This is a genomic window from Microbulbifer maximicatervae (SeqCode) (genome assembly GCF_052467955.1).
In genome coordinates, this window is record NZ_CP174329.1 from 2657579 (window position 1) to 2677086 (window position 19508).

Below are 19508 nucleotides of genomic sequence, written 5' to 3' on the forward strand. Positions count from 1 at the left end.
AGCCTGATAACAGGCGAACTGGAAACGATGCTCGATCCCAAACTGATTCGCACGGATATGGACCAGGTGGCCGCTGCCCTGAAAAAGCGCGGTGTAGAACTGGATACTGCCAAACTTGAAGCCCTTGAAGAACGCCGCAAAGAATTGCAGGTGCGCACCGAGAGTTTGCAAAACGAGCGCAATAGCAAGTCGAAAAATATCGGCCGTGCCAAGGCGAATGGTGAAGATATTGCCCCGCTTTTGAAAGAAGTGGAGTCCCTCGGTGGTGAGTTGCAAGATGCCAAACATGCACTGACAGAATTGCAGGGAGAGCTGGATGCAATCTTGTCTGCGATTCCCAACTTGCCGGATGCCTCAGTGCCCGAAGGCGAGAGTGAAGACGATAATGTGGAGGTTCGCCGCTGGGGCCAGCCGCGTACTTTTGACTTTGAAGTTAAAGACCACGTAGACCTGGGCACACACCTTGGTGGCCTCGACTTCGAGATGGCAGTGAAGCTAACCGGCTCCCGCTTTGCGGTAATGAGCGGTGATGTTGCGCGTCTGCATCGCGCGTTGGCACAGTTTATGCTGGATACTCACACCGAAGAGCATGGTTACCAGGAAACCAATGTGCCGGTTGTTGTGAATGCTGATTCCCTGTACGGCACTTCCCAGCTGCCTAAATTTGAGGAAGACCTGTTTAAGCTCGAGGATGATCGTGGTTTCTACCTGATCCCGACTGCGGAAGTGCCCCTCACCAATATGTATCGCGATCATATTGTTGAAGACAGTGCTAGCCTGCCGCATAAATTGGTTGCTCACACTACCTGCTTCCGCTCTGAAGCTGGCTCTCACGGCCGCGACACTCGTGGCATGATTCGCCAGCACCAGTTTGAAAAGGTAGAACTGGTTTGGGTGGCGCGCCCGGATCAGTCTGAAGAGGCACTGGAAACCCTGACGCAAAATGCGGAGACCATTTTGCAGAAGCTGAACCTGCCATACCGCACAGTGATTCTCTGCGGTGGCGATATCGGTTTCTCTGCTCGAAAGACATACGATATTGAAGTTTGGATTCCGTCCCAGGATAAGTACCGCGAGATATCCTCTTGCTCCCTGGTAGGTGACTTCCAGGCGCGCCGAATGAAGGCACGTTGGCGCAACCCGGAAACCAATAAGCCCGAATTGGTGCATACACTGAATGGCTCCGGCCTTGCCGTGGGTCGTACCCTCATCGCTGTTCTGGAAAATTACCAGCGCGAGGATGGCAGTATTGAGGTGCCGGAAGTATTGCGGCCCTATATGCGAGGCCAGGAAGTGATCTCAGCTTCCTGAGCGTAGCACTCCAAAAGGGCGAGCGTAGAGTTCGCCCTTTTTTGTTTGTAGTAATGAGTTTCACTTTGCCCGCTATTTGATGGAATAAGAAGTTGCGTTATTTACCCCTCGCATTTGATGTCAAAGATCATCCCTGTTTGATTGTTGGAGGCGGCTCCATTGCCACCCGTAAAGCTCGCTTATTGCACAAAGCGGGTGCACGGATATTGGTGGTATCCCCGGAAATTACCGATGAGCTTCAGCAAATGGTGACTGATTCTGGTGGGGAATGGTTTCAATCAGTTTATTCGAGCGAGTATTTACAGAAAGCGGGGCTGGTCGTTGCTGCATCTGATAGTGAGTCCGTGAATGCACAGGTTTCAGCCGATGCCCAGGCTCAGCGCCTACCTGTCAATGCGGTGGACGCGCCAGAGTTGTGCACGTTTACTTTCCCAGCCATTGTGGAGCGGGGAGATCTATCGATCGGCATCAGCAGTGGTGGCGCGGCTCCAGTACTGGCGCGCAGAATCAGGGCTCAGCTCGAAGCCCTGCTATCGCCGGGGCTGGGACCGCTGGTAACTTTGGCGGCAGGGATGCGCGATAGGGTTAAGGCAGCGCTTCCAGAGTCTCGGCGCAAGAATTTTTGGGAGTGGGTTTTTGCCGGCCCCGTTGCCAACCGCATGGAGGCCGGGCAACCAGCAGATGCCGAGCAGGCGCTGGTGGATGCGCTTCAAGACTGGCAGGGGAGCCCGAATCCGGTGGGTGAGGTTTACCTGGTAGGTGGAGGTCCGGGAGATCCAGACCTGCTGACTTTTCGCGCACTGCGCTTGATGCAGCAGGCGGATGTGGTGCTCTACGATCGGCTGGTTTCACCGGAAGTGATGGAGTTGGTGCGCCGGGATGCAGAGCGGATCTATGTGGGTAAGCGCAAGGCTTTCCACGCGGTGCCACAGGACGATATCAATCAGCTGTTGGTAGATTTGGCCAGCCAAGGTAAAAAAGTTTTGCGACTTAAGGGAGGCGATCCCTTTATTTTTGGTCGAGGCGGTGAGGAAATAGACAAGTTGTCAGAGGCGGGGATTCCCTTTCAGGTAGTGCCGGGAATCACTGCGGCCTCTGGTTGCGCCAGTTACGCTGGTATCCCACTGACTCACCGGGATCACGCTCAATCTGTGCGCTTTATTACCGGGCACCTGAAAGAGGGTGAGTTAGACCTCCCTTGGCAAGAACTTGCGGGCCCAGCACAAACCCTGGTTTTCTATATGGGGCTTACGGGGTTACAAACCATTTGTGCTGAATTGATTAAACACGGGCTCGATGCGAATACGCCGGCGGCCTTGGTTGAAAAGGGCACTACGCGAGACCAGCGAGTAGTTGTCGGTGACTTGAGCAGCTTGCCGGCCCTTGCTGAAAACAGTGAAGTTCGAGCGCCAACACTCACCATCATTGGTGGGGTAGTGAGCTTGCATGAAAAGCTTCAGTGGTATCAGCCAAATCGAGAAGATTAAGGCAGGGACCCAATGACGCCGAGAGTACCTATACTGAAAAGGTACTCTCAGAGTGGTGTTCAATATGCTGCTTGCATTTATTCGCTTTTATTGCACCAATGCTGTGCGCTTTTTTCTCCCACCGGTCCGTGAAATAACAATTCCTGCACAGCTAGACAGTCACACCCGGCGCTACACCTACCACTACCAGCAAAAGAAGAGTTGGGTGAGAAATCTCTGGATTACATCGGCGGCACTGATGTTGTGCTTTCCAGTGCTGCCTTTCGTTGTGAGTCTTGCCTTCTTCACCACGTTTCTGTCTTTTGCAATTCTCGATGAGACTGCCTGACTTTAGCGTCCCTGCGGTACCTCTAATTTAACGTGAGTCGGTAGCGAGGCTCGCGTTCAATAAATGATGAAGTGTTTCCCTTTACCCAATCCTGATGGCCGTTGCCGAAAAATGGTGAGAGTGGATGAGCACTTTGACCTGTGGCCATATGGAAAATACCGTCTGCATCCCGGCCCGGTGAAACCACTAAGCGCTGGGATGCGCCATGAGTGGGAGACTGGAAGCGGGGCATATGGGTATCTCCTGCGAGAGGCTCCGCAGGCATTGCCAGGAACCAGTTCAGCGGTGGTATTGCTTTGCCCAGTGGATGCTGGATCTTTGCCGTATTTTCAGCACCCCAGGATTGACGCTTAAGGGGCTGATTGCTGCGATTCATTTTTTCCAGTACTTGATCCAGAGCGGCGAGCTTTATCGCGTTCCAGGATTCAAAATCCGGGTTGAGAAGCTGTTTTGGCTCTTGCTGAGCCATTTCCCAAAGTGGGTATTCAAATTGGCGCTTGAGTTGGCCGAAAGAAAACTTGGGCTGATAGCGGCGCATGTAAGTCAAAATGGGCGCTGTCGTAAGCTCCATCAACTTCAGGCGATAGTTGCGAACGATGCGATAGCCTACGGAGTCGATGGCGGCTCGGCCTCCCCAATTTTGAATCTGTATATATACCTCGCGGTAGTCTTGCTGATCTTCAAGTAAGGTGAGGAGGTGTTGCTGCCACCGCTCGAGAAAAACTGCCTGATCGTCGAGCTGGATATTTAAAAGGTCCTGCTCATTGAATTTTTCTTGAGCGAAAAGCCGTTCGCGAATTTGTTGCTGACGTGCGCCGAGCGCATAGCCGTGGTTGCCCATGAGTTTGAGATAGTCCCCATCAACGATTCGAGCGTTGGCACTCCAGATTCGGCTTGACTCTGGGTTATACAGGCGGGGGTGCTCCTGGGGGCTTAAATAACCGTCCCAATAGGCACTACCATCTGCCCAGCTGACTGATCGACTGCCATCAAACCCGACTCGCTTGGGAATAGCGCCAGCCACAGTCCAACCAATATTGCCGTTACTATCGCCAACCACTAGGTTCTGGTGGGGGATGCCTATGGTGGGGCCAAGCTCCAGAGCTTCTTCGGCGGTACGAACAACTTCCATATCAATCAAGTTCATATTGCCGCCCAGAGTGTCGTGAGCAACCCAGCGGAATGCGAGAGGAACGCCATCGTGGTTTGTACCGATAACGGGACCCCAGATAGTTGTGCGAACTTCTATGGTTTTTGGGTCGCTGCCTTTGACGGCGATAGATTCTGTTTCATAGGCAAAATTCCTCCAGCCTTCAGGCGTTTTATATTGATTGCCGTCTTCGCTGAGTTCCAGTGGAATCAGGTCACTCCAGTCGCCACCGGTGTTGGTAAATCCCCAGGCAACTAATTCGTTGCTTCCGGCAACCATAATTGGGCCGCCTGGAAGGGTTACGCCACGAACAAATCGGTTGGTGCCTGGTATGCTCCAGCCTGCTCGGAACCAGATATTGGGAACACTCAGCCCGAGGTGCATATCGTTGGCAAGAATGGCTCCACCGTGCGCTGTTAAATTACCGCCGACCACCCAGTTATTACTGCCGTAAATCTTGTCATCACTCTCCATCGCCTGATAAACGATAGTGTCCTGTTCATCTAAAAGTGCAGAAATCGGTGTTTCTGGGAGGCTGACCTTTTCTCGTGCTTCTCCAAATAGTGGTGCGTCCCACCGCCCGCCTTGGGGAAAATAGAAAGCGTAGAGATCTGCTGGAAGCAATTCGGCTAAAGCGGTGTCGCGAAGTTCATAACTACCGCGTTCACTTTGTAGCGTCAGGTACATGCTGTAGATAGTTAACAGGCTGTCGGCAGAATTCCAGGGGCGCGGTTCCTGACCCAATAACAAATACTCCCAGGGTTTTGCGGGAAGCTGGTTGAGGCCAAAATTAATACCGTTGATATATTGATCCAGAAGGGCCTTTTGTTCCGCCGGCATCGCAGCAATGTTTCGCTCTGCTCGCTGGCGAAATTGATGCAAACGTACCTTTTGATCGTGTTTTATAGTGGACGCGCCCAGTAATTCTGATAATTCCCCGGCAGAACTTCTCCGCAACAGATCCATTTGGAAAAAACGTTCCTGCGCGTGTAAAAAGCCCAATGCGAAGGCCGAACTGTTTCGGTTTTCAGAATGAATTAATGGCACTCCCTGTGAATCGCGCTCGATAACAACTGGGTCTTTTAATTTACCCGTGGTAATGGTTCCATCGAGAATAGGCAAGCTCTGTCGGAGCCAGATCCAGGAGCCAATTAAAAATATAATTATCAAACCCAATAGGCTGATAATTAGTGCTGTCATATACCGCTTGAGAAATGGAAATGTTGTCATTGTGGTGGCCGCAAAATCTCTGAGTTAATGTCGGTAGCACTTTATTGTGCAATTTTAATTTCACTCGCAAAGTTACTAAGCGATACAAGGAGTAACTTTTAGTGACAAAACCCAAGCTTTAAATTATAGGATTTTCCTGTCATTCGCTGCTATTTCTCGAAGAACTGACTGGTCACAAGAAAAAAGTCATCGCAGGGTTTTCAATATGAAAACGCAACCGTAAGATGGCGTGCAATAACAAAAACAACAATAAATCGAAAACATCAGGCTGTATAACAATAAACGCGAGGACGCGATGATGCACGATGTTGGTAGAGATGTAACAAACCGTAGATTCAATCTTTCCATTCTTTCTGGAACCATTGCTTTCCTCACCGCTGTCGGCTCTCACGTTCACGCTGCGGAAATTGAGGAGGTTGTCGTTACTGCGCAGAAGCGAGCGGAAAACCTACAGGACGTACCTATCGCGATTTCCGCCTTCACCGGGGAAAATATAAAAGAAGCCGGTGTCAAAAATTTGACTGACTTGGGGAAATATACGCCGGGCGTGGAAATGCACAATGATACCGCCCTGCAACCAACGTACAGTATTCGCGGCGTGCAAACTAATGACTGGACCATAGGCTCTGATCCAGCAGTGGCGGTCTATGTGGATGGGGTTTATACCGGCCGCAGTGCAGGTGCCGAGATACCGCTGACCGATATTGAGAGGGTTGAAGTCCTCAAAGGGCCTCAGGGTACACTATTCGGTCGCAATGCCACCGGTGGTGCGATCCACATTATTACCACCAAACCGCAGGCGGATGATTCTACGGAATTAAATCTAACTGCCGGTAATTATGGGCGCCAGTCGTCGGATCTTTTGGTTAATCGCCAGATTAGTGACAACCTGTATGGCCGTTTTTCGGCGTCGACAAATCGTCGCGATCCATTTGCTGATAATTTAGCAAATGGATTCTCTGTAGGGGATCAGGATACTCAGACCTACCGCGCCTCTGTGTTGTGGGAGCCGGCGACGGATACTGAGGTGCTGTGGCGCGCCAATTACGGGATTATGGATCAAGGCAGCGCTTTGCGAACAACCATAGTGCCCAGCCTTAAAGATGAAACGGATGTTTTTGGCGACTACGCCCTGGATACCCCGACCATAGAGGATCGTGATTCCTTTGGCACATCACTGACAATTACCAAAGATTTCGATAATTTCACTTTTACTTCGATTACTGCCTACAGCGAATTCGATGCCCACCTGCAGCAGGATGAGGATGGTACCGCCAACCCGGACTATATGTTTGGGTCGGCAAATACTGATGATCAAAGCCAGTTCTCTCAAGAGTTCCGTCTCAATGGTGCTACAGATACTATCAAATGGACTCTGGGAGCTTCTTACTCCGAAGAAGAGGTGGATCACACCACTTATGCCAATTTCACTACCGGATCGGTGGAGTCCTTTGCCGTTTATGAAGGGGTAAAGGCTGCCTATCCGGACCTGACCCAAACTGAGCAAGAGGACTTAGCGGTTATCACCCGTGCGCAGCTACAGCAGGCGGGGTTGGAGGGAATTGCCAGCGCTTCCTTTGTCTATGACCTGATGCTGCAAACAGGCCAGGTGGATGCGTTACTCGCTCAGTTAGGCGCTGCTGGTATAACTGGCGATATGCTCTATGCGGAAGATGTAGTCGGACAGATGATGGCGGGCTTCAATCCCTGGATAGCCTCGGATGCACATTGGGGGGAGAGTGTCCGCAACACAGGTGATTACCGTTCCAGTGCTATTTACGGTGATATGACCTGGAGCCTTACCGATAAGATGGACCTGACTATCGGTGCTCGTTATACCTACGATCAAAAAGATTTCACCATCCAGACGGCTTATGGCAACAGTATTCCTCTGTCACTGTCCGGCGGAGATGTGCGCTTGGTTGACGGAGATGGCAACGTAATCGGCACTGTAACCCTGCCTGAGGTCGATTTGGGGTCCCAGTTGTTTGGCATTGTGTTTTTCAACAATGGCCAGCCGGTTTTGGACTCCAAATTGAGTGATAGCTGGAGCGACCTTTCCGGTCGTATAGTGCTGGATTACCGCTGGAATGACGATGTGATGACCTATGTCTCCCTGGCGGATGGTTTTAAAGCCGGTGGATTCAATAGCCTGAACTTTGGTCCCGGGGTTGAGTCGTCTTTCGATCAGGAAGATGTCGTTAACCTGGAGGTTGGTCTTAAGAGCAGCCTGTTCGACAACCGAGTACGCTTGAATACCTCTATTTACACCTACGAATACAACAATTTGCAGGAGTTGGATCTGGTGGGTACTCCTATTCCTAGTTATAACCTGCGGAATTCGGATGCAGAGGGTACTGGGGCGGAGATCGAAGTGCAGTGGGCAGTAACAGAGAGCTTGTTTATTGCCGGTAATTACTCCTACCTGGATACAGAGTTTACTGACTACCAGATCATCGAAGCCATTGGTGAGACTGAAGAGGACTCGAAAGTAGGTCAGTCTCGGGTATCAACGCCAGAGAATAAATTCAACCTAATGGCTGAATACACAGTGGACCTTGCATCTGGCGGGGAGTTTATTTTCCGTGGCGATTATAACTGGACAGATGAGCGAATTGGTTCGATTACTGATCGGACACGTATCGTGGAAGACTATCAGTTGTTCAACCTGCGGGCGGCCTGGAACAGCCCTTCAGATAGTTATTCTTTAGCGCTCTGGATACAAAATTTGACGGATGAAGAAATTGCTGGCGGTTATGGTGGTACCGGTGCAGCCATTGGTGCCAGTCCCGCTTGGCGCTTTATGCCGAGAATGTACGGTGCGGATTTAACTGTCCGATTTTAATTAACCCATGGGTTAATACGGCACAGGGATGTGCTGTTGTCGACCTTGGGAGGGCATTTAAAGGCCACAAGAGTATTGTGGGATTATTTAGAGTCCCTTATTCCGGCAGTAGCCTATAAAAAACGTTTAGATTGAGAAAATTGCGTCTAAATTTTGAAAGAAATATTACATAAAACAATTTTTGCTCTATTTTATTAAGTTATTCCTGTCAGCATGACGAGAGAGTGGGCCGGTTTATCCGGCCCTTTTTTTTATTGACCCTTCAAGTGAAAAATAAACTGGCGCATATACCCTTCTGTTGAATAGCTAGCCTCTAGGTTTACACCTAAAACTGCGTATGATGATTTTAATAGAGAAGAAATGTGTCGCAGTTGATTACTAATATGGCAATACACGTCGGTGAAGTAACTTTAGAGGAAGTACAACATCAACTTCTCAGTGATTACCAGAAAGTTCGTGCAGAGACAGAGAACCTCGCATTGCCGCTATCCCCGGAGGATATGCAGCTACAGTCTATGCCGGATGCCAGTCCTACCAAATGGCACCTAGCACATACGAGCTGGTTCTTTGAGACCTTTATCCTTGCCAACCGGTTGCGGGGATATCAAACGTTTAACCCACACTTCAACCACCTGTTCAACTCTTACTACAACAGTTTGGGTACCCCCTTTGCACGCCCTAACAGGGGGCTAATTTCGCGTCCGGATAGTGCCCAGGTTTATGAATATCGAAAGTTTATCGATGACTCCATGCACCGGTTGCTCAGTGAGTACCCGATTCCTGAAAATTTGGCCGCGTTGGTCCAGCTGGGGTTGAATCATGAGCAGCAGCACCAGGAATTGATATTGACCGATATCAAGCATGCTCTATCAACTAATCCCATGGCACCAGCTTACCGGGATATGTTTCCTGAAGATGAAGACGGGGCACTGGAACCACTCCGTTGGTTGAGCATACCCAAGGACTTCTATGGGATTGGGAGTAATGGCGATGCTTTCTGCTTTGATAATGAAGGGCCTGAGCATCAGCAGTTTATCGATGACTTTGTTATTGCCTCCCGACTGGTTACTAATGGGGAGTACCTTGAATTTATAGAGGATGGTGGCTATGAACAGCATCGTCTGTGGCTTTCGGATGGTTGGCTGCATTTGCAGAAAAATCAGCAAAAGCACCCATTCTATTGGCGGCTGAATAGTGATGGTTGGTATCAGTACTCCCTCTATGGGTTGCTACCCTTAAATCCAGCTGAGCCTGTCTGTCATCTTTCTTTTTATGAGGCAGATGCTTTCGCAACCTGGGCTGGAAAACGATTGCCTACCGAATTTGAGTGGGAGGCAGCTGCTTGCCATTTACGCCAGCCGAACCAGATGGCATCAGCTAATTTCCTGGAGAAACGTCACTTCAGGCCATTGCAGGCGCAGCGAGGACAAACGCAGTTCTTAGGGGATTTGTGGGAGTGGACTTCCAGCGCTTACTTACCTTATCGGGGCTTCAGAGCCCGGGAGGATGCAGTAGGGGAGTACAACGGAAAGTTTATGTGTAACCAAAAGGTTCTTCGCGGTGGATCTTTTGCAACCCCGGCTGACCATATCCGGATCAGTTACCGCAACTTCTTTTATCCACACCAGTCGTGGCAATTTACCGGTATCCGTTTGGCAGGAGACTAAATGTGAAAGCAGCCGTATCATCGATGCAGGAAAGTTCACAACAAGACCATGAATTTCTCAATGATGTGTTACGGGGGTTGGCCGGAGATCAGAAAACACTACCGTGTAAATACCTATACGACGAACTTGGTTCTCAGTTATTCGAGAAAATATGTGATGTAGACGATTATTATTTAACCCGTACTGAGGCTAAGATATTCAATCAGTATCTACCGGATATTGCTGAAGAAATTGGCCCAGGGGCGCTACTGGTGGAGCCTGGTGCAGGCAACTGCGAAAAAGTAGAGGGCCTACTGCATCTTTTAAAAAACCCTAGCGGATACTATCCCATCGATATTTCCCCGGAGATTCTCTATTTGGCGGGGCAACGAATTAAAAAAGGCTTACCTCATATTTCTATCTGGCCGGAAGTGGGTGACTTTACTCAAGCCGAAGTATGGGACAATCTGTCAAATATTGAGTCAAAAAAACGTGTGGTGTTTTTTCCTGGTTCGACAATTGGAAACTTTGAGCCGGATAGGGCGGAGCAGTTGCTGGAGACGTTTGCGGCGAATTTGAGAGCGGGAGACGGCCTGCTTATCGGAACTGATTTAGTTAAAGATTCCGTTGTACTGGAGAGGGCGTATCACGATAGTGAGCATATTACGGAGCAGTTTAACAAGAACCTCCTGCAACGAATTAACAGTGAGTTGGGAGGCAACTTTGATTTGTCATCTTTCTCTCATCGCGCTTTCTATCAGCCATTGCGAAAACGCGTAGAAATGCATTTAGTTAGCCTCCGGGATCAAAGCGTCGCAATCGCTGGGGAAGAAATCGTCTTTTCGGAAGGGGAGACTATTCATACCGAGAATAGCCATAAATATAAAGTGAGTAGTTTTAATACCCTGTTGATGAAAGGCGGCTTTAAGCCTGTTCGCCACTGGACTGATTCCTCTGAATCTTATGCTATTCACTATGCCCAGGCTATCTAGGGAGGTTTTAGCTCTCCTTCTCTCACTGGTGATATTGGCCGTACCAGCAAGTTTTGCTGGTACGGAGGAAAAAAAACAGTGGGATGCCGATAGTTTTATTGTGTATAAACACCCGCTTTGCTTTTGTTGTAACAAGTGGGTGGATTATCTACGGGGTAACGACATTGCTGTATCTACCAGTTCTGAGCTGAATATGGCCAAAATTCGGCAGCAATGGGGTGTTCCTCGGGGGATGGAGGGTTGCCATACGGCGGTGTGGCACAACAAATATGTTTTTGAAGGCCATGTTCCCGTCAAACATATCCTGCAATTTATTTCCTCTCCTCCAGAGGATGGAATCGGTCTGTTAGTACCTGGGATGCCAGTTGGCAGCCCAGGAATGGAAGTGGATGGAAAGTTTGAACCTTACAATATTTATCTGCTGCTGGAAGGGGGAGACTATCGCCCCTTTGTCCGAGTCGAGAAGCCCCAGAGTTAGCTCTTTTTTTTAGGTCTGTAGCGAGCTGTACCAAATAATATAGAGATAACTCGCTGCCACACTGATAACACTTACCGGCAACATCAATAAAAAGAACTGCCAGAAGTTAAATGGTTGCACACCAAATTTTTCCGCCTGCTGCAGCACTATTACATTGCTGGCTGCGCTGATGATAAATAGGTTACCAGCAACTGTAGATATGGCTGATAGCATCATAAGTGTTTGAGTGTCGTGTTCATGTAGAAGATTCAGGTAGATTTCCACTACGGGAACATTGGAAAACAGTTGGCTGGCAAAAAAACTGACAAAAGTTACGGTTTCAGGTTCAGCCAGATTAATCCCGCTCTCGTGCAGAAAAAACTGTAGTGATCCGGACTTGAGTAGTGAGCCGGTCACAATAAACATGGAAATAAAGAAAAAGAGAGTGGGCCAGTCTACTTCTCTCAGTATTCTTCTTCTTTCATGACTCGCCAGATAAATGGGTGAGCAGGCGACCAAGCCTATTTGACCCAAGGTTGGGTGGTAAATACCTTCTACGTTATGAAGTACACTGCCTAATGCAATTAGAATTACCAGAAGGGCAGCCGACAATAGAGGTGGCCATTTTTGTGCTATCTCATTGTCCTCTCGAGGCTGAATGCCTACATTGTGACTGGGTTCGTCAACTTTAAGAAACCTTTTTAACCAAAGAATCGACAGCAGCATGGTGATGGCTGCCGGGATAAAGATCCACTCGGCAAATACCAGAAACATATTGTCAAACTGCCCTGCGTTGGCAATCAAGATATTTTGTGGGTTGCCGACTGGGGAGATCATGCTGCCGATCGTTACGGTAGCGCAAAGTAAAATAAGTAGGGGTACAACACCCCATTTCATATCCCTAGCCATCAATAGAGCGATGGGTACACCAATCACTGCTGCAGCATCATTGGTGAGAAGGGCGGCACAGACGGCCATGATCAGGACATAGCTTGCCAGTATGGTATTGGGGTTTTTACGGGAGAGTATTCGCCTGCTGATTTGTGCTGAAATCCCTGTGTCGTATAGAGCGGATGCAATCGAAAATACAGAGAATAAGTAGAGGATTAAATCCCAATCCACAGCAAAGAATGCGTCTTTAAGTGTGATTTGCCTCAAGGCCAAAAGTGCTACTGCGCCAAGGGTCATGATGTGCCAGATACGAACGGCAGACGGTAGCCATTGGCGAACGGCTATTAGGATAAAGATGATTGCCGAGACGGTTAAGCTGATAGACATCTATCGTTATCCGAGTGTCGCTAGTCCCAACTGCTACTCTGGTTTTCAGCGTTGCTATTTTTCTGAGGCTCTATCCAGTGCAGCAGAGTGCCAACAAGGCCATTCATAAGAGTTTAAACAAACCTCTTCTCTTTACGAATTTCTTTGCTGGAGATGTGGTTGCGGGTTTGGGACCATACCTGGCGATTTACCTGCTCTCAGCCATGCACTGGAAGCCGGGAGATATTGGGGTTGTCCTGGCAATTGGCGGGGTAACCACTGTACTGCTGCAGACACCTGCTGGCGCATTTATCGATAGTACTCGCTTTAAGAGAGGACTTATTGCCACTTGCGGGATCATTATCGGTATTGTTTCTATCACTATTGTGGAATTTACCAGCCACAAGCCATTAATTTATCTCTCCCAGGTTTTGATGGGAGGCGCAATTGCCTTCGTGGCTCCCTCTATTGCGGCAATCACACTCGGCGTTACCAGCGATGAAAACTTTACCTATCAAACCAGTGCCAACCAGGCCTCCAATCATGCGGGCAATGTCTTTGCTGCTGGGCTTGCAGCGATTCTCGCCCTGACTATTTCCGGGCAGGGGGTGTTCTGGTTGATGGCGGTTATGGGTGCCCTTATGGCGATCTCGGTAGCCTTTATTCCGGGAAAATCTATCGATCATATCCGTGCTCGGGGCGGAGAGCACAAGGACGTAGAGGGCAAAGCGCAGCCTTCAGGCTTCAAGTCACTGCTATCTGACCGGCGCCTGGTCGCTTTGGCTGTCAGCGTGTTTCTATTCCACTTTGGCAATGCTGCGATGTTGCCCTTGGTGAGTCAGAAACTGTCGATTAACTCGAATGCTGATATAGCTATTGCCTTTACGTCAGCTTGTATCATCGCCGCCCAGTTTATGATGATGCTGATGTCCTTTCTGTGTGCGGCCAAAGCGGATACCTGGGGGCGCAAGCTAATCTTCCTTATCGGTTTTTTTATCAATCCGGTACGGGCGCTGTTGTTTATGTCTACGGACAATCCGTACTTCCTGGTAGCAATTCAATCCCTGGATGGCGTGGCTAATGGTATATTTGGCGTCATTATTATTTTAATGTGTGCCGACCTGACACGTGGTACGGGCCGTTTCAATGTTACTCAGGGCGCTATGGCTGCCTTGGTGGGAATTGGTTCGGCATGTAGTAATTTTTCTGCGGAATATATTGTTCAGTATTTTGGCTATGGCGTTGCTTTTCTTACTTTGGGAGCTATTGCTCTGATCGCCGGTACATTTTTTCTGATTTTTGTCCCAGAAACGAAAGGGGCAACAATCCCTAAATCATCAGCAGGAAACTGATAGCCCCGGTTGTTTCGACTATTGATAGAAATCTATGGTTAATTCTTTTTCTCCAGCCCCAGGCCTTGGCAATCGACATATTCAGACCGTATTCAGTCGTTTTCACCGCGCCACCCCCTGGATTGAGACAGATTGCCGCTGGTACGAAACGCCTGATGGCGATCGCCTTTCTTTGCATTTTCCCAGGCCGCTACGCAATGATCTCGATTATCCTCTGGTACTGATACTTCACGGTTTGGGAGGTTCGGTAGAGTCGCCCTATGTGCAGGGGCTGATGGAAACTCTTCTGGCATACCATTACCAGGTCGCTGTAATGCATTTTCGAGGTTGTGGTGGTGTGCCTAACAAGTTGCCGAGGGCCTATCACAGTGGTGACACTGAGGACCCCCGCTGGTTGATTAGTGTTCTTAAGAAGCAGTTTCCCCTAACTACAATTGCTGTGGTTGGTTTCTCATTGGGCGGGAATGTTGTTCTTAAAATGTTGGGTGAGGATGGTGGCTGCGGACAAGTAGCCGCTGGGATTGCAGTTTCAGCTCCAATGGATCTCCATGCCTGTAGTCGCTATATCAATACTGGTATATCCCACCTATATGAACGTCATATGATCAGCGGGCTTCGTTTGAGCCTGCTTCATAAGGCGAAAGACCCACAGTTGGCTGCGGCCTTACCCGATCTCAATTGCAGTGGGGACTTTGTCGATTTCAGGCATTTCGACAGTGCTTTCACTGCGCCGTTACATGGTTTTCGTGATGTGGATGAGTATTACACCCAGGCATCCAGTAAGCCTTTACTCAAAGATATTCGCACGCCGACTTTGATTATCAACGCCGTTGATGATCCTTTTATTTGTCCATCAGCGATACCTGTAACCAGCGAAGTCAGTTCTGCTGTCGATTTGGCGGTGAGTGATCGAGGGGGGCATGTAGGGTTTATAGAAGGGACGGTATGGAGCCCCAGTTATTGGCTGGAGAAAAAAATACCCTACTTTTTGGGGGCAGTCGTTGGGTTTCCAAAGGGAGCCCGTTAGGGGGCTCCCATTTCCAGGCTCAGGGTTAACAGCACTGGGTACTCGATTGATCCGCTTCGGGAGTGTCGCTGGCAAATGGCATTTCCTTGCCGCAGCCGGGAAACAGGCCAAAGTGCCGCGAAAAATCGCCAATAAACTCGAAGTGGGGTGCGAGACGGGTCTCTGCGAGCATTCTCCAAGTATTACCGCACACAGGGAATACTCGTCCGGTCTCAATAATGTGGTGTCCATCGAGAACGAATTGATCGGCAGAGCCCGGTAGTGTGCCTTTATAAATCACTGCTTGGCCGTAATCCTCACAGTCTTTTTCCAGTTGCGCTAATTTGAACAAGCGATAAGTGGCGGAAAAAAATCGAATTGAACCACAGCGCTGGGCCAGGGTTGGGTTGGTGATAAGTAATGGCCGGCTCTCCACCAGGCGTGGATCGCGGAAGCCGCTGCCCTGAGCAATTTCCAGAAAGTCATTCCAGTAGAGTGCGCCCCCAAGACACTCGCCAAACAGCTCGGGGTCAGAGCTAATTGCGGGGGGAATACGACGGTCGGCATAGACATCGGAGAAGTAAAATTCTCCCCCTTGTTTCAGCAGCCGGAACAAGCCTTTGAGTACAGCATCTTTGTCTGTGGAGAGGTTAACCACACAATTGGAAATGATCACATCAAAGCTTTCAGGCTCTAATTCCAGTTCCTCCAGCTTTTCAATGTAGCCGTGCAGGAAGCGGACATTGTCATAGCCAAACTTGTCGGCGTGATGGGCTTGGTGCTGCCTGGCCACAGCCAACTGCTCTTCCGTCATATCGACACCTACTACTTCACCTTTTGGACCTACCAACTGGGAGAGTAAGTAAATATCCCGGCCTGAGCCACAGCCAAGATCCAGTACCCGGCAGCCTTCCAAAAGTGGAGGGCAGACAAGTCCGCAGCCGTAATAGCGGGATAGGACATCGGGATGAATATTGGACAGCAATGGTTTTAGCCACTCTGGCATATCGCTGGGATCACAACAGGCATTGGTCTTCAGGTCTGAAGAGTTCTTTAGTTGGCGTCCGTAGTAGTCCTGTACTAAATCGTGCATTGGCTCTTTACCTATTGCGGGGGTTAACCAAAAAGGCGCAGTTGCGCCGGTATTGGCGCTCTTTGTAATTTTGTTGAGGAAGTGTAACAAGTCTGCGGTTCCCGCGACTAAAAACCAGAGGAATCACGGAAGAGTTGAGGAGTTAGAGGTTCTTCTGGCCAAAGGTTTCCGCTTTCGAAACTGATGCAGAGCTCTATACTGGCATGATATTTCGCTCATTCTGGCTCAAGATGCGGGGTAAAGCAGAAAAGTCTCAATTGGCACAAAAATACCAGCATGATGCACTAGATATTTCAGAATCAGCAAAATTGCCTTTTGGCGCCAGTGGGAATTGGTTTGTAGAGAATCGCATTATTTTCGTTAATATCGACTCTCTCCGCTTCGATATTATGAGGGAACGTAATTGAGCGATCACCTAGCTCCCAGTGCTTCGACAGAGTCCGCCGAGGATTCCTTACAGAATTCGCAGTTCCTGGTGGATTTGCGCCAGCAGATGCTGCGTTTTGCCAGTTTGCAGTTGCAGGATACACAGCTGGCTGAGGATGCTGTTCAGGAAGCATTGATGGGTGCCCTAAAGAACTCGCGAAGCTTTTCCGGTCGCTCGGCTTTGAAGACCTGGGTCTTCGCCATTCTCAAGAACAAGATTGCCGACATATTGCGACAGAGACAGCGCTTCGTAGATGCGGATCAATTGGTTCGTGGGGATAGGGAAGAATATGATCACGATGAGCTGTTTGATCAGACGGGGCACTGGCAGAAGGATGAAAAGCCCAAACGCTGGGCTGATCCTGAGTCGGCAATTCACGATAAGCATTTCTGGCGAATCTTCGAGGCCTGTCTCAGCCATCTTCCCTCGCGCCAAGCGCAGATCTTTATGATGAGGGAATTTATTGAGCTGGAAAGCCATGAGATCTGTGCTGCCATGGAGATTACCGTTAGCAACTTAAATGTCACATTGCACAGGGCGCGCCTTCGCTTGCGCGAGTGTCTGGAAGATAACTGGTTTGGTGTGGAGAAGTGACAATGATGAAGACCTGCCGGGAAGCCACGAGGCTGATGTCTGAGTCCCAGGAGAGGGACCTGCTCATTTCCGAGAAGGCGAGCCTGAAGTTACATCTGGCGGTTTGCACACCTTGCCGCAATTTCGGCAAGCAGATGAAGACCCTCAGGCATATCACTAAATCCTATGCTCAGGGTGGCCCCGAGAAAGCTGACAACGAAAAATAGCATTTCGCACTTGGGGCCACTTATCCAATATTGGCGTTCCTAGCGGGGAGGGCGAACCGGGCGGTAGGCGATATGGCCACCGACAAAGTGCGGTTCATACCAGTAGGACCCGCAGTGCTCATAGGTAACGTTACCAACAGTTACTGCAACACAGCTGCGAGGCAACGTATATAACCACCCGCCGACACCTACGGCTGCTGCCGTACCCCAAAATGCTGGTCCCGGGTAGGGCCAGTAGTGGGGGCGCCAAGGGGGCGGTGGGTAGGGTGGATGATGGGGGTGAAATGGGGGGTGATTGGGAAAGCGCCTTGCAAACTCCCCCGGGGCATAGCCACCGTGGAAGCCTCCACCCATCGGACGCATCCCATTAAAATGTCCCCCAATATTGAAATGAGCCCCACCACCACCAAACCGACCAAAGGCTTCGGCTGAGGGACTGGCCAATGCAGTCAGTAGTGCCCCCGTGACCAGGGCAGGCACAACCAGTTGTGCAAGGAAACCCGTCTTTTGACCGTTGCGATGCATCATGGTGTGGCCTCCTTATTGGGTTCCGCCTTCTTAAACTGGATCTGCTTGAGCTTGTCGGTGGAAGGGGTAAATTGCCCGGCGGCACCAGGTTTGGCTTCCATCCATTTCAAGGTGGCAATAAAGCGCGGCTTGGCGGGGTCGCGGGTATTCACTGTTGAAATACGCAGGGGCAGGGGCTTGTCACCAGCCTTGATCCAGATTTCCCAGTCCAGGTTTTCAGAGCGAAATGCCCAGTGCTCGGTTTTTTGGCCGTCAACCATAGGCCGGTTTACCAGAAAGCCTTCTTTGATACCGGACCAAACATTTTCCTTCCTTCCCCATTCGAGGAGGTCGGCAAAAGGAATCTCAATGCCGTAATCCTTGGCGGCTTTGGTCAAAACTTCCGCTGTAGGCTGGGGTGCTTCCATTTCTGCGAAATAACCATCGCGGGGAGCAATCACGGTGAACTTGTCGCCATTGTGAATAAATTGACGGGTAATAGAATCTGTTTTCAGGTCTACACGCAGTTGCTTTGGTGGCATTGCCATATATTTGACGGTACCGCCAATCAGGAGCTTTTCCTGATTTTCCAGAACGACTTCTGTGAATATATCGGCGTTAAACATCATCATTTTGAGGCTGGCGAGGTAGTCACCCATTCGTTTCAAGGTTGCCATCGCCTTGGGGTCTAGGGGCTCGTTTGATTCCATGGCCCCCATTTGGCCTTGAGGAGGTTTGCCTTGCTGCATTTGCCCTGGTGGCTGGGGGGGATTGCTGTCATCGGTCGATTGAGTGGGGTGCCCTGGTGGCGGGGTTTGGCCTTGGGAGCCAGTGCTATCGGGTTGCGGGGGTGGAGTCGGGTTTTGAGCGACAATCGCAGGGGCTAATGCCACCGTCGCTGCAAGAATCAGCGCCCTAGCCAAGCCACCAAAGGGTTGAAAAGCAAGCATTTACCGGTACCTCCCAATACATAGCCATAGTTGTGGCATCTGAATCAGTGTAGAGGAGAACCTTCGCGCCTGCTGTTGCGTCAAATCGAGTATTGAAACGAGACTGGCTATCCAGAATTGCTGGTCAATAAGCTGTTGTTTTACAAAACTTTTGCCGTATTCAATTGAGGCTCTGGGTTATGTTTGCTAGAGTCGGTCCATTATTGATACTAGCCTGCTCCTATGAATGTGGTTCGTCTGTCATTTTTACTGATTGCGCTGCTGATTTTCCAGACAGCTGGCGCCTTCTATGACAGTCATGATGAGCTAGAAGATATCACCATCCACTTCTCTTCAAATCATATTGATCAACTCCCGGGGGTAGCTCCTACTGACGAGCCTGATGGGGGTTCCGTCACTTTCTCGCTGCCTTCCTCCGGTGAAGAGCAATCTACACCGACGTTGGATTTCTGTAATCACTGTTGCCATTGTCACGGAATTAATGCAACCGGGCTTTTGGGGCAGTCTTATCAACCTCTTCTTCGGGGCACTATCAGTTACAGTGACACAATCAGTGCAGCTGTGCCCTCAGGTTATTTTTCTCCACTTTTACGCCCACCTATAACCCAAGTCTGATTAGTTAAATACTGCGTGTGCCGCTATAGAAGTATGTAGCTTTTGCTCGCACACG

At 49.8% G+C, this 19508-nt stretch carries 17 protein-coding genes; 12 read left to right on the forward strand and 5 right to left on the reverse strand.

From position 1 onward, the window contains the following. Window positions 1-27 precede the first annotated feature (27 nt). The 3 genes from serS to ACJJI5_RS11470 all read left to right on the forward strand — a co-directional run bounded on the left by serS (window position 28) and on the right by ACJJI5_RS11470 (window position 3126). On the forward strand, window positions 28-1311 hold the full coding sequence (serS, locus tag ACJJI5_RS11460) for a serine--tRNA ligase (RefSeq protein WP_282933066.1): 1284 nt from the start codon (window positions 28-30) through the stop codon (window positions 1309-1311). Between the two features lie 92 nt (window positions 1312-1403). Next, entirely contained in the window at window positions 1404-2798 is a 1395-nt protein-coding gene (gene cysG, locus ACJJI5_RS11465; protein WP_445354045.1) for a siroheme synthase CysG, read from the forward strand. A 64-nt stretch (window positions 2799-2862) separates the two neighbouring features. Further along, window positions 2863-3126 carry a hypothetical protein gene (locus ACJJI5_RS11470; protein WP_445354046.1) on the forward strand — a complete coding sequence of 88 codons (264 nt, stop codon included), beginning with the start codon at window positions 2863-2865 and terminating at the stop codon, window positions 3124-3126. Between the two features lie 22 nt (window positions 3127-3148). Here the strand turns inward: ACJJI5_RS11470 and ACJJI5_RS11475 are convergent, their stop codons facing one another. Continuing rightward, complete coding sequence (locus ACJJI5_RS11475) at window positions 3149-5476, reverse strand: penicillin acylase family protein (RefSeq protein ID WP_445354047.1); 2328 nt, start codon at window positions 5474-5476, stop codon at window positions 3149-3151. Between the two features lie 325 nt (window positions 5477-5801). Between ACJJI5_RS11475 and ACJJI5_RS11480 the strand changes: the two genes are divergently transcribed. The 4 genes from ACJJI5_RS11480 to ACJJI5_RS11495 all read left to right on the forward strand — a co-directional run bounded on the left by ACJJI5_RS11480 (window position 5802) and on the right by ACJJI5_RS11495 (window position 11467). Next, the gene (locus ACJJI5_RS11480) at window positions 5802-8351 is read left to right on the forward strand and encodes a TonB-dependent receptor (protein WP_444897509.1); all 2550 of its coding nucleotides are present in this window, start codon (window positions 5802-5804) and stop codon (window positions 8349-8351) included. A gap of 362 nt (window positions 8352-8713) precedes the next feature. After that, window positions 8714-10018 carry an ergothioneine biosynthesis protein EgtB gene (gene egtB / locus ACJJI5_RS11485; RefSeq protein WP_445354048.1) on the forward strand — a complete coding sequence of 435 codons (1305 nt, stop codon included), beginning with the start codon at window positions 8714-8716 and terminating at the stop codon, window positions 10016-10018. Between the two features lie 2 nt (window positions 10019-10020). After that, window positions 10021-10989: an L-histidine N(alpha)-methyltransferase gene (gene egtD / locus ACJJI5_RS11490; RefSeq protein WP_445354049.1), complete on the forward strand. Its 969-nt coding sequence runs from the start codon at window positions 10021-10023 to the stop codon at window positions 10987-10989. Between the two features lie 28 nt (window positions 10990-11017). Further along, complete coding sequence (locus tag ACJJI5_RS11495; RefSeq protein WP_445356313.1) at window positions 11018-11467, forward strand: DUF411 domain-containing protein; 450 nt, start codon at window positions 11018-11020, stop codon at window positions 11465-11467. A gap of 9 nt (window positions 11468-11476) precedes the next feature. Here ACJJI5_RS11495 and ACJJI5_RS11500 read toward each other — a convergent pair whose 3' ends face one another. Continuing rightward, window positions 11477-12724 (reverse strand): ArsB/NhaD family transporter, encoded by a 1248-nt coding sequence (locus tag ACJJI5_RS11500; protein ID WP_445354050.1) that lies wholly within the window; start codon window positions 12722-12724, stop codon window positions 11477-11479. Window positions 12725-12801: 77 nt separating this feature from the next. On the opposite strand from ACJJI5_RS11500, the gene ACJJI5_RS11505 reads away from it, so the two are divergent. Beyond that, window positions 12802-14055, forward strand: coding sequence for an MFS transporter (locus ACJJI5_RS11505; protein WP_445354051.1), 1254 nt, complete (start codon window positions 12802-12804; stop codon window positions 14053-14055). 34 nt (window positions 14056-14089) lie between these two features. Then, window positions 14090-15082 carry a hydrolase gene (locus tag ACJJI5_RS11510; protein ID WP_445354052.1) on the forward strand — a complete coding sequence of 331 codons (993 nt, stop codon included), beginning with the start codon at window positions 14090-14092 and terminating at the stop codon, window positions 15080-15082. 25 nt (window positions 15083-15107) lie between these two features. Here the strand turns inward: ACJJI5_RS11510 and ACJJI5_RS11515 are convergent, their stop codons facing one another. Next, window positions 15108-16154: a methyltransferase domain-containing protein gene (locus ACJJI5_RS11515; protein ID WP_444913969.1), complete on the reverse strand. Its 1047-nt coding sequence runs from the start codon at window positions 16152-16154 to the stop codon at window positions 15108-15110. A 403-nt stretch (window positions 16155-16557) separates the two neighbouring features. Here ACJJI5_RS11515 and ACJJI5_RS11520 point away from each other — a divergent pair, with 403 nt between their 5' ends. Both ACJJI5_RS11520 and ACJJI5_RS11525 read left to right on the forward strand, forming a co-directional pair. Further along, window positions 16558-17175 (forward strand): RNA polymerase factor sigma-70, encoded by a 618-nt coding sequence (locus ACJJI5_RS11520; protein ID WP_282933052.1) that lies wholly within the window; start codon window positions 16558-16560, stop codon window positions 17173-17175. 2 nt (window positions 17176-17177) lie between these two features. Further along, a complete protein-coding gene (locus ACJJI5_RS11525) occupies window positions 17178-17381 on the forward strand; it encodes a zf-HC2 domain-containing protein (RefSeq protein WP_282933051.1) in 204 nt (67 codons plus the stop codon). 39 nt (window positions 17382-17420) lie between these two features. Here the strand turns inward: ACJJI5_RS11525 and ACJJI5_RS11530 are convergent, their stop codons facing one another. Together ACJJI5_RS11530 and ACJJI5_RS11535 are read right to left on the reverse strand one after the other, a co-directional pair. Next, entirely contained in the window at window positions 17421-17909 is a 489-nt protein-coding gene (locus ACJJI5_RS11530; protein ID WP_413662207.1) for a hypothetical protein, read from the reverse strand. After that, window positions 17906-18838, reverse strand: a complete 933-nt coding sequence (locus tag ACJJI5_RS11535; RefSeq protein ID WP_444908107.1) for a DUF2092 domain-containing protein — start codon at window positions 18836-18838, stop codon at window positions 17906-17908. The genes ACJJI5_RS11530 and ACJJI5_RS11535 overlap by 4 nt, the downstream gene beginning before the upstream one ends. A 222-nt stretch (window positions 18839-19060) precedes the next feature. On the opposite strand from ACJJI5_RS11535, the gene ACJJI5_RS11540 reads away from it, so the two are divergent. Continuing rightward, entirely contained in the window at window positions 19061-19453 is a 393-nt protein-coding gene (locus tag ACJJI5_RS11540) for a hypothetical protein (protein WP_444908108.1), read from the forward strand. The last annotated feature ends 55 nt before the right edge of the window (window positions 19454-19508 follow it).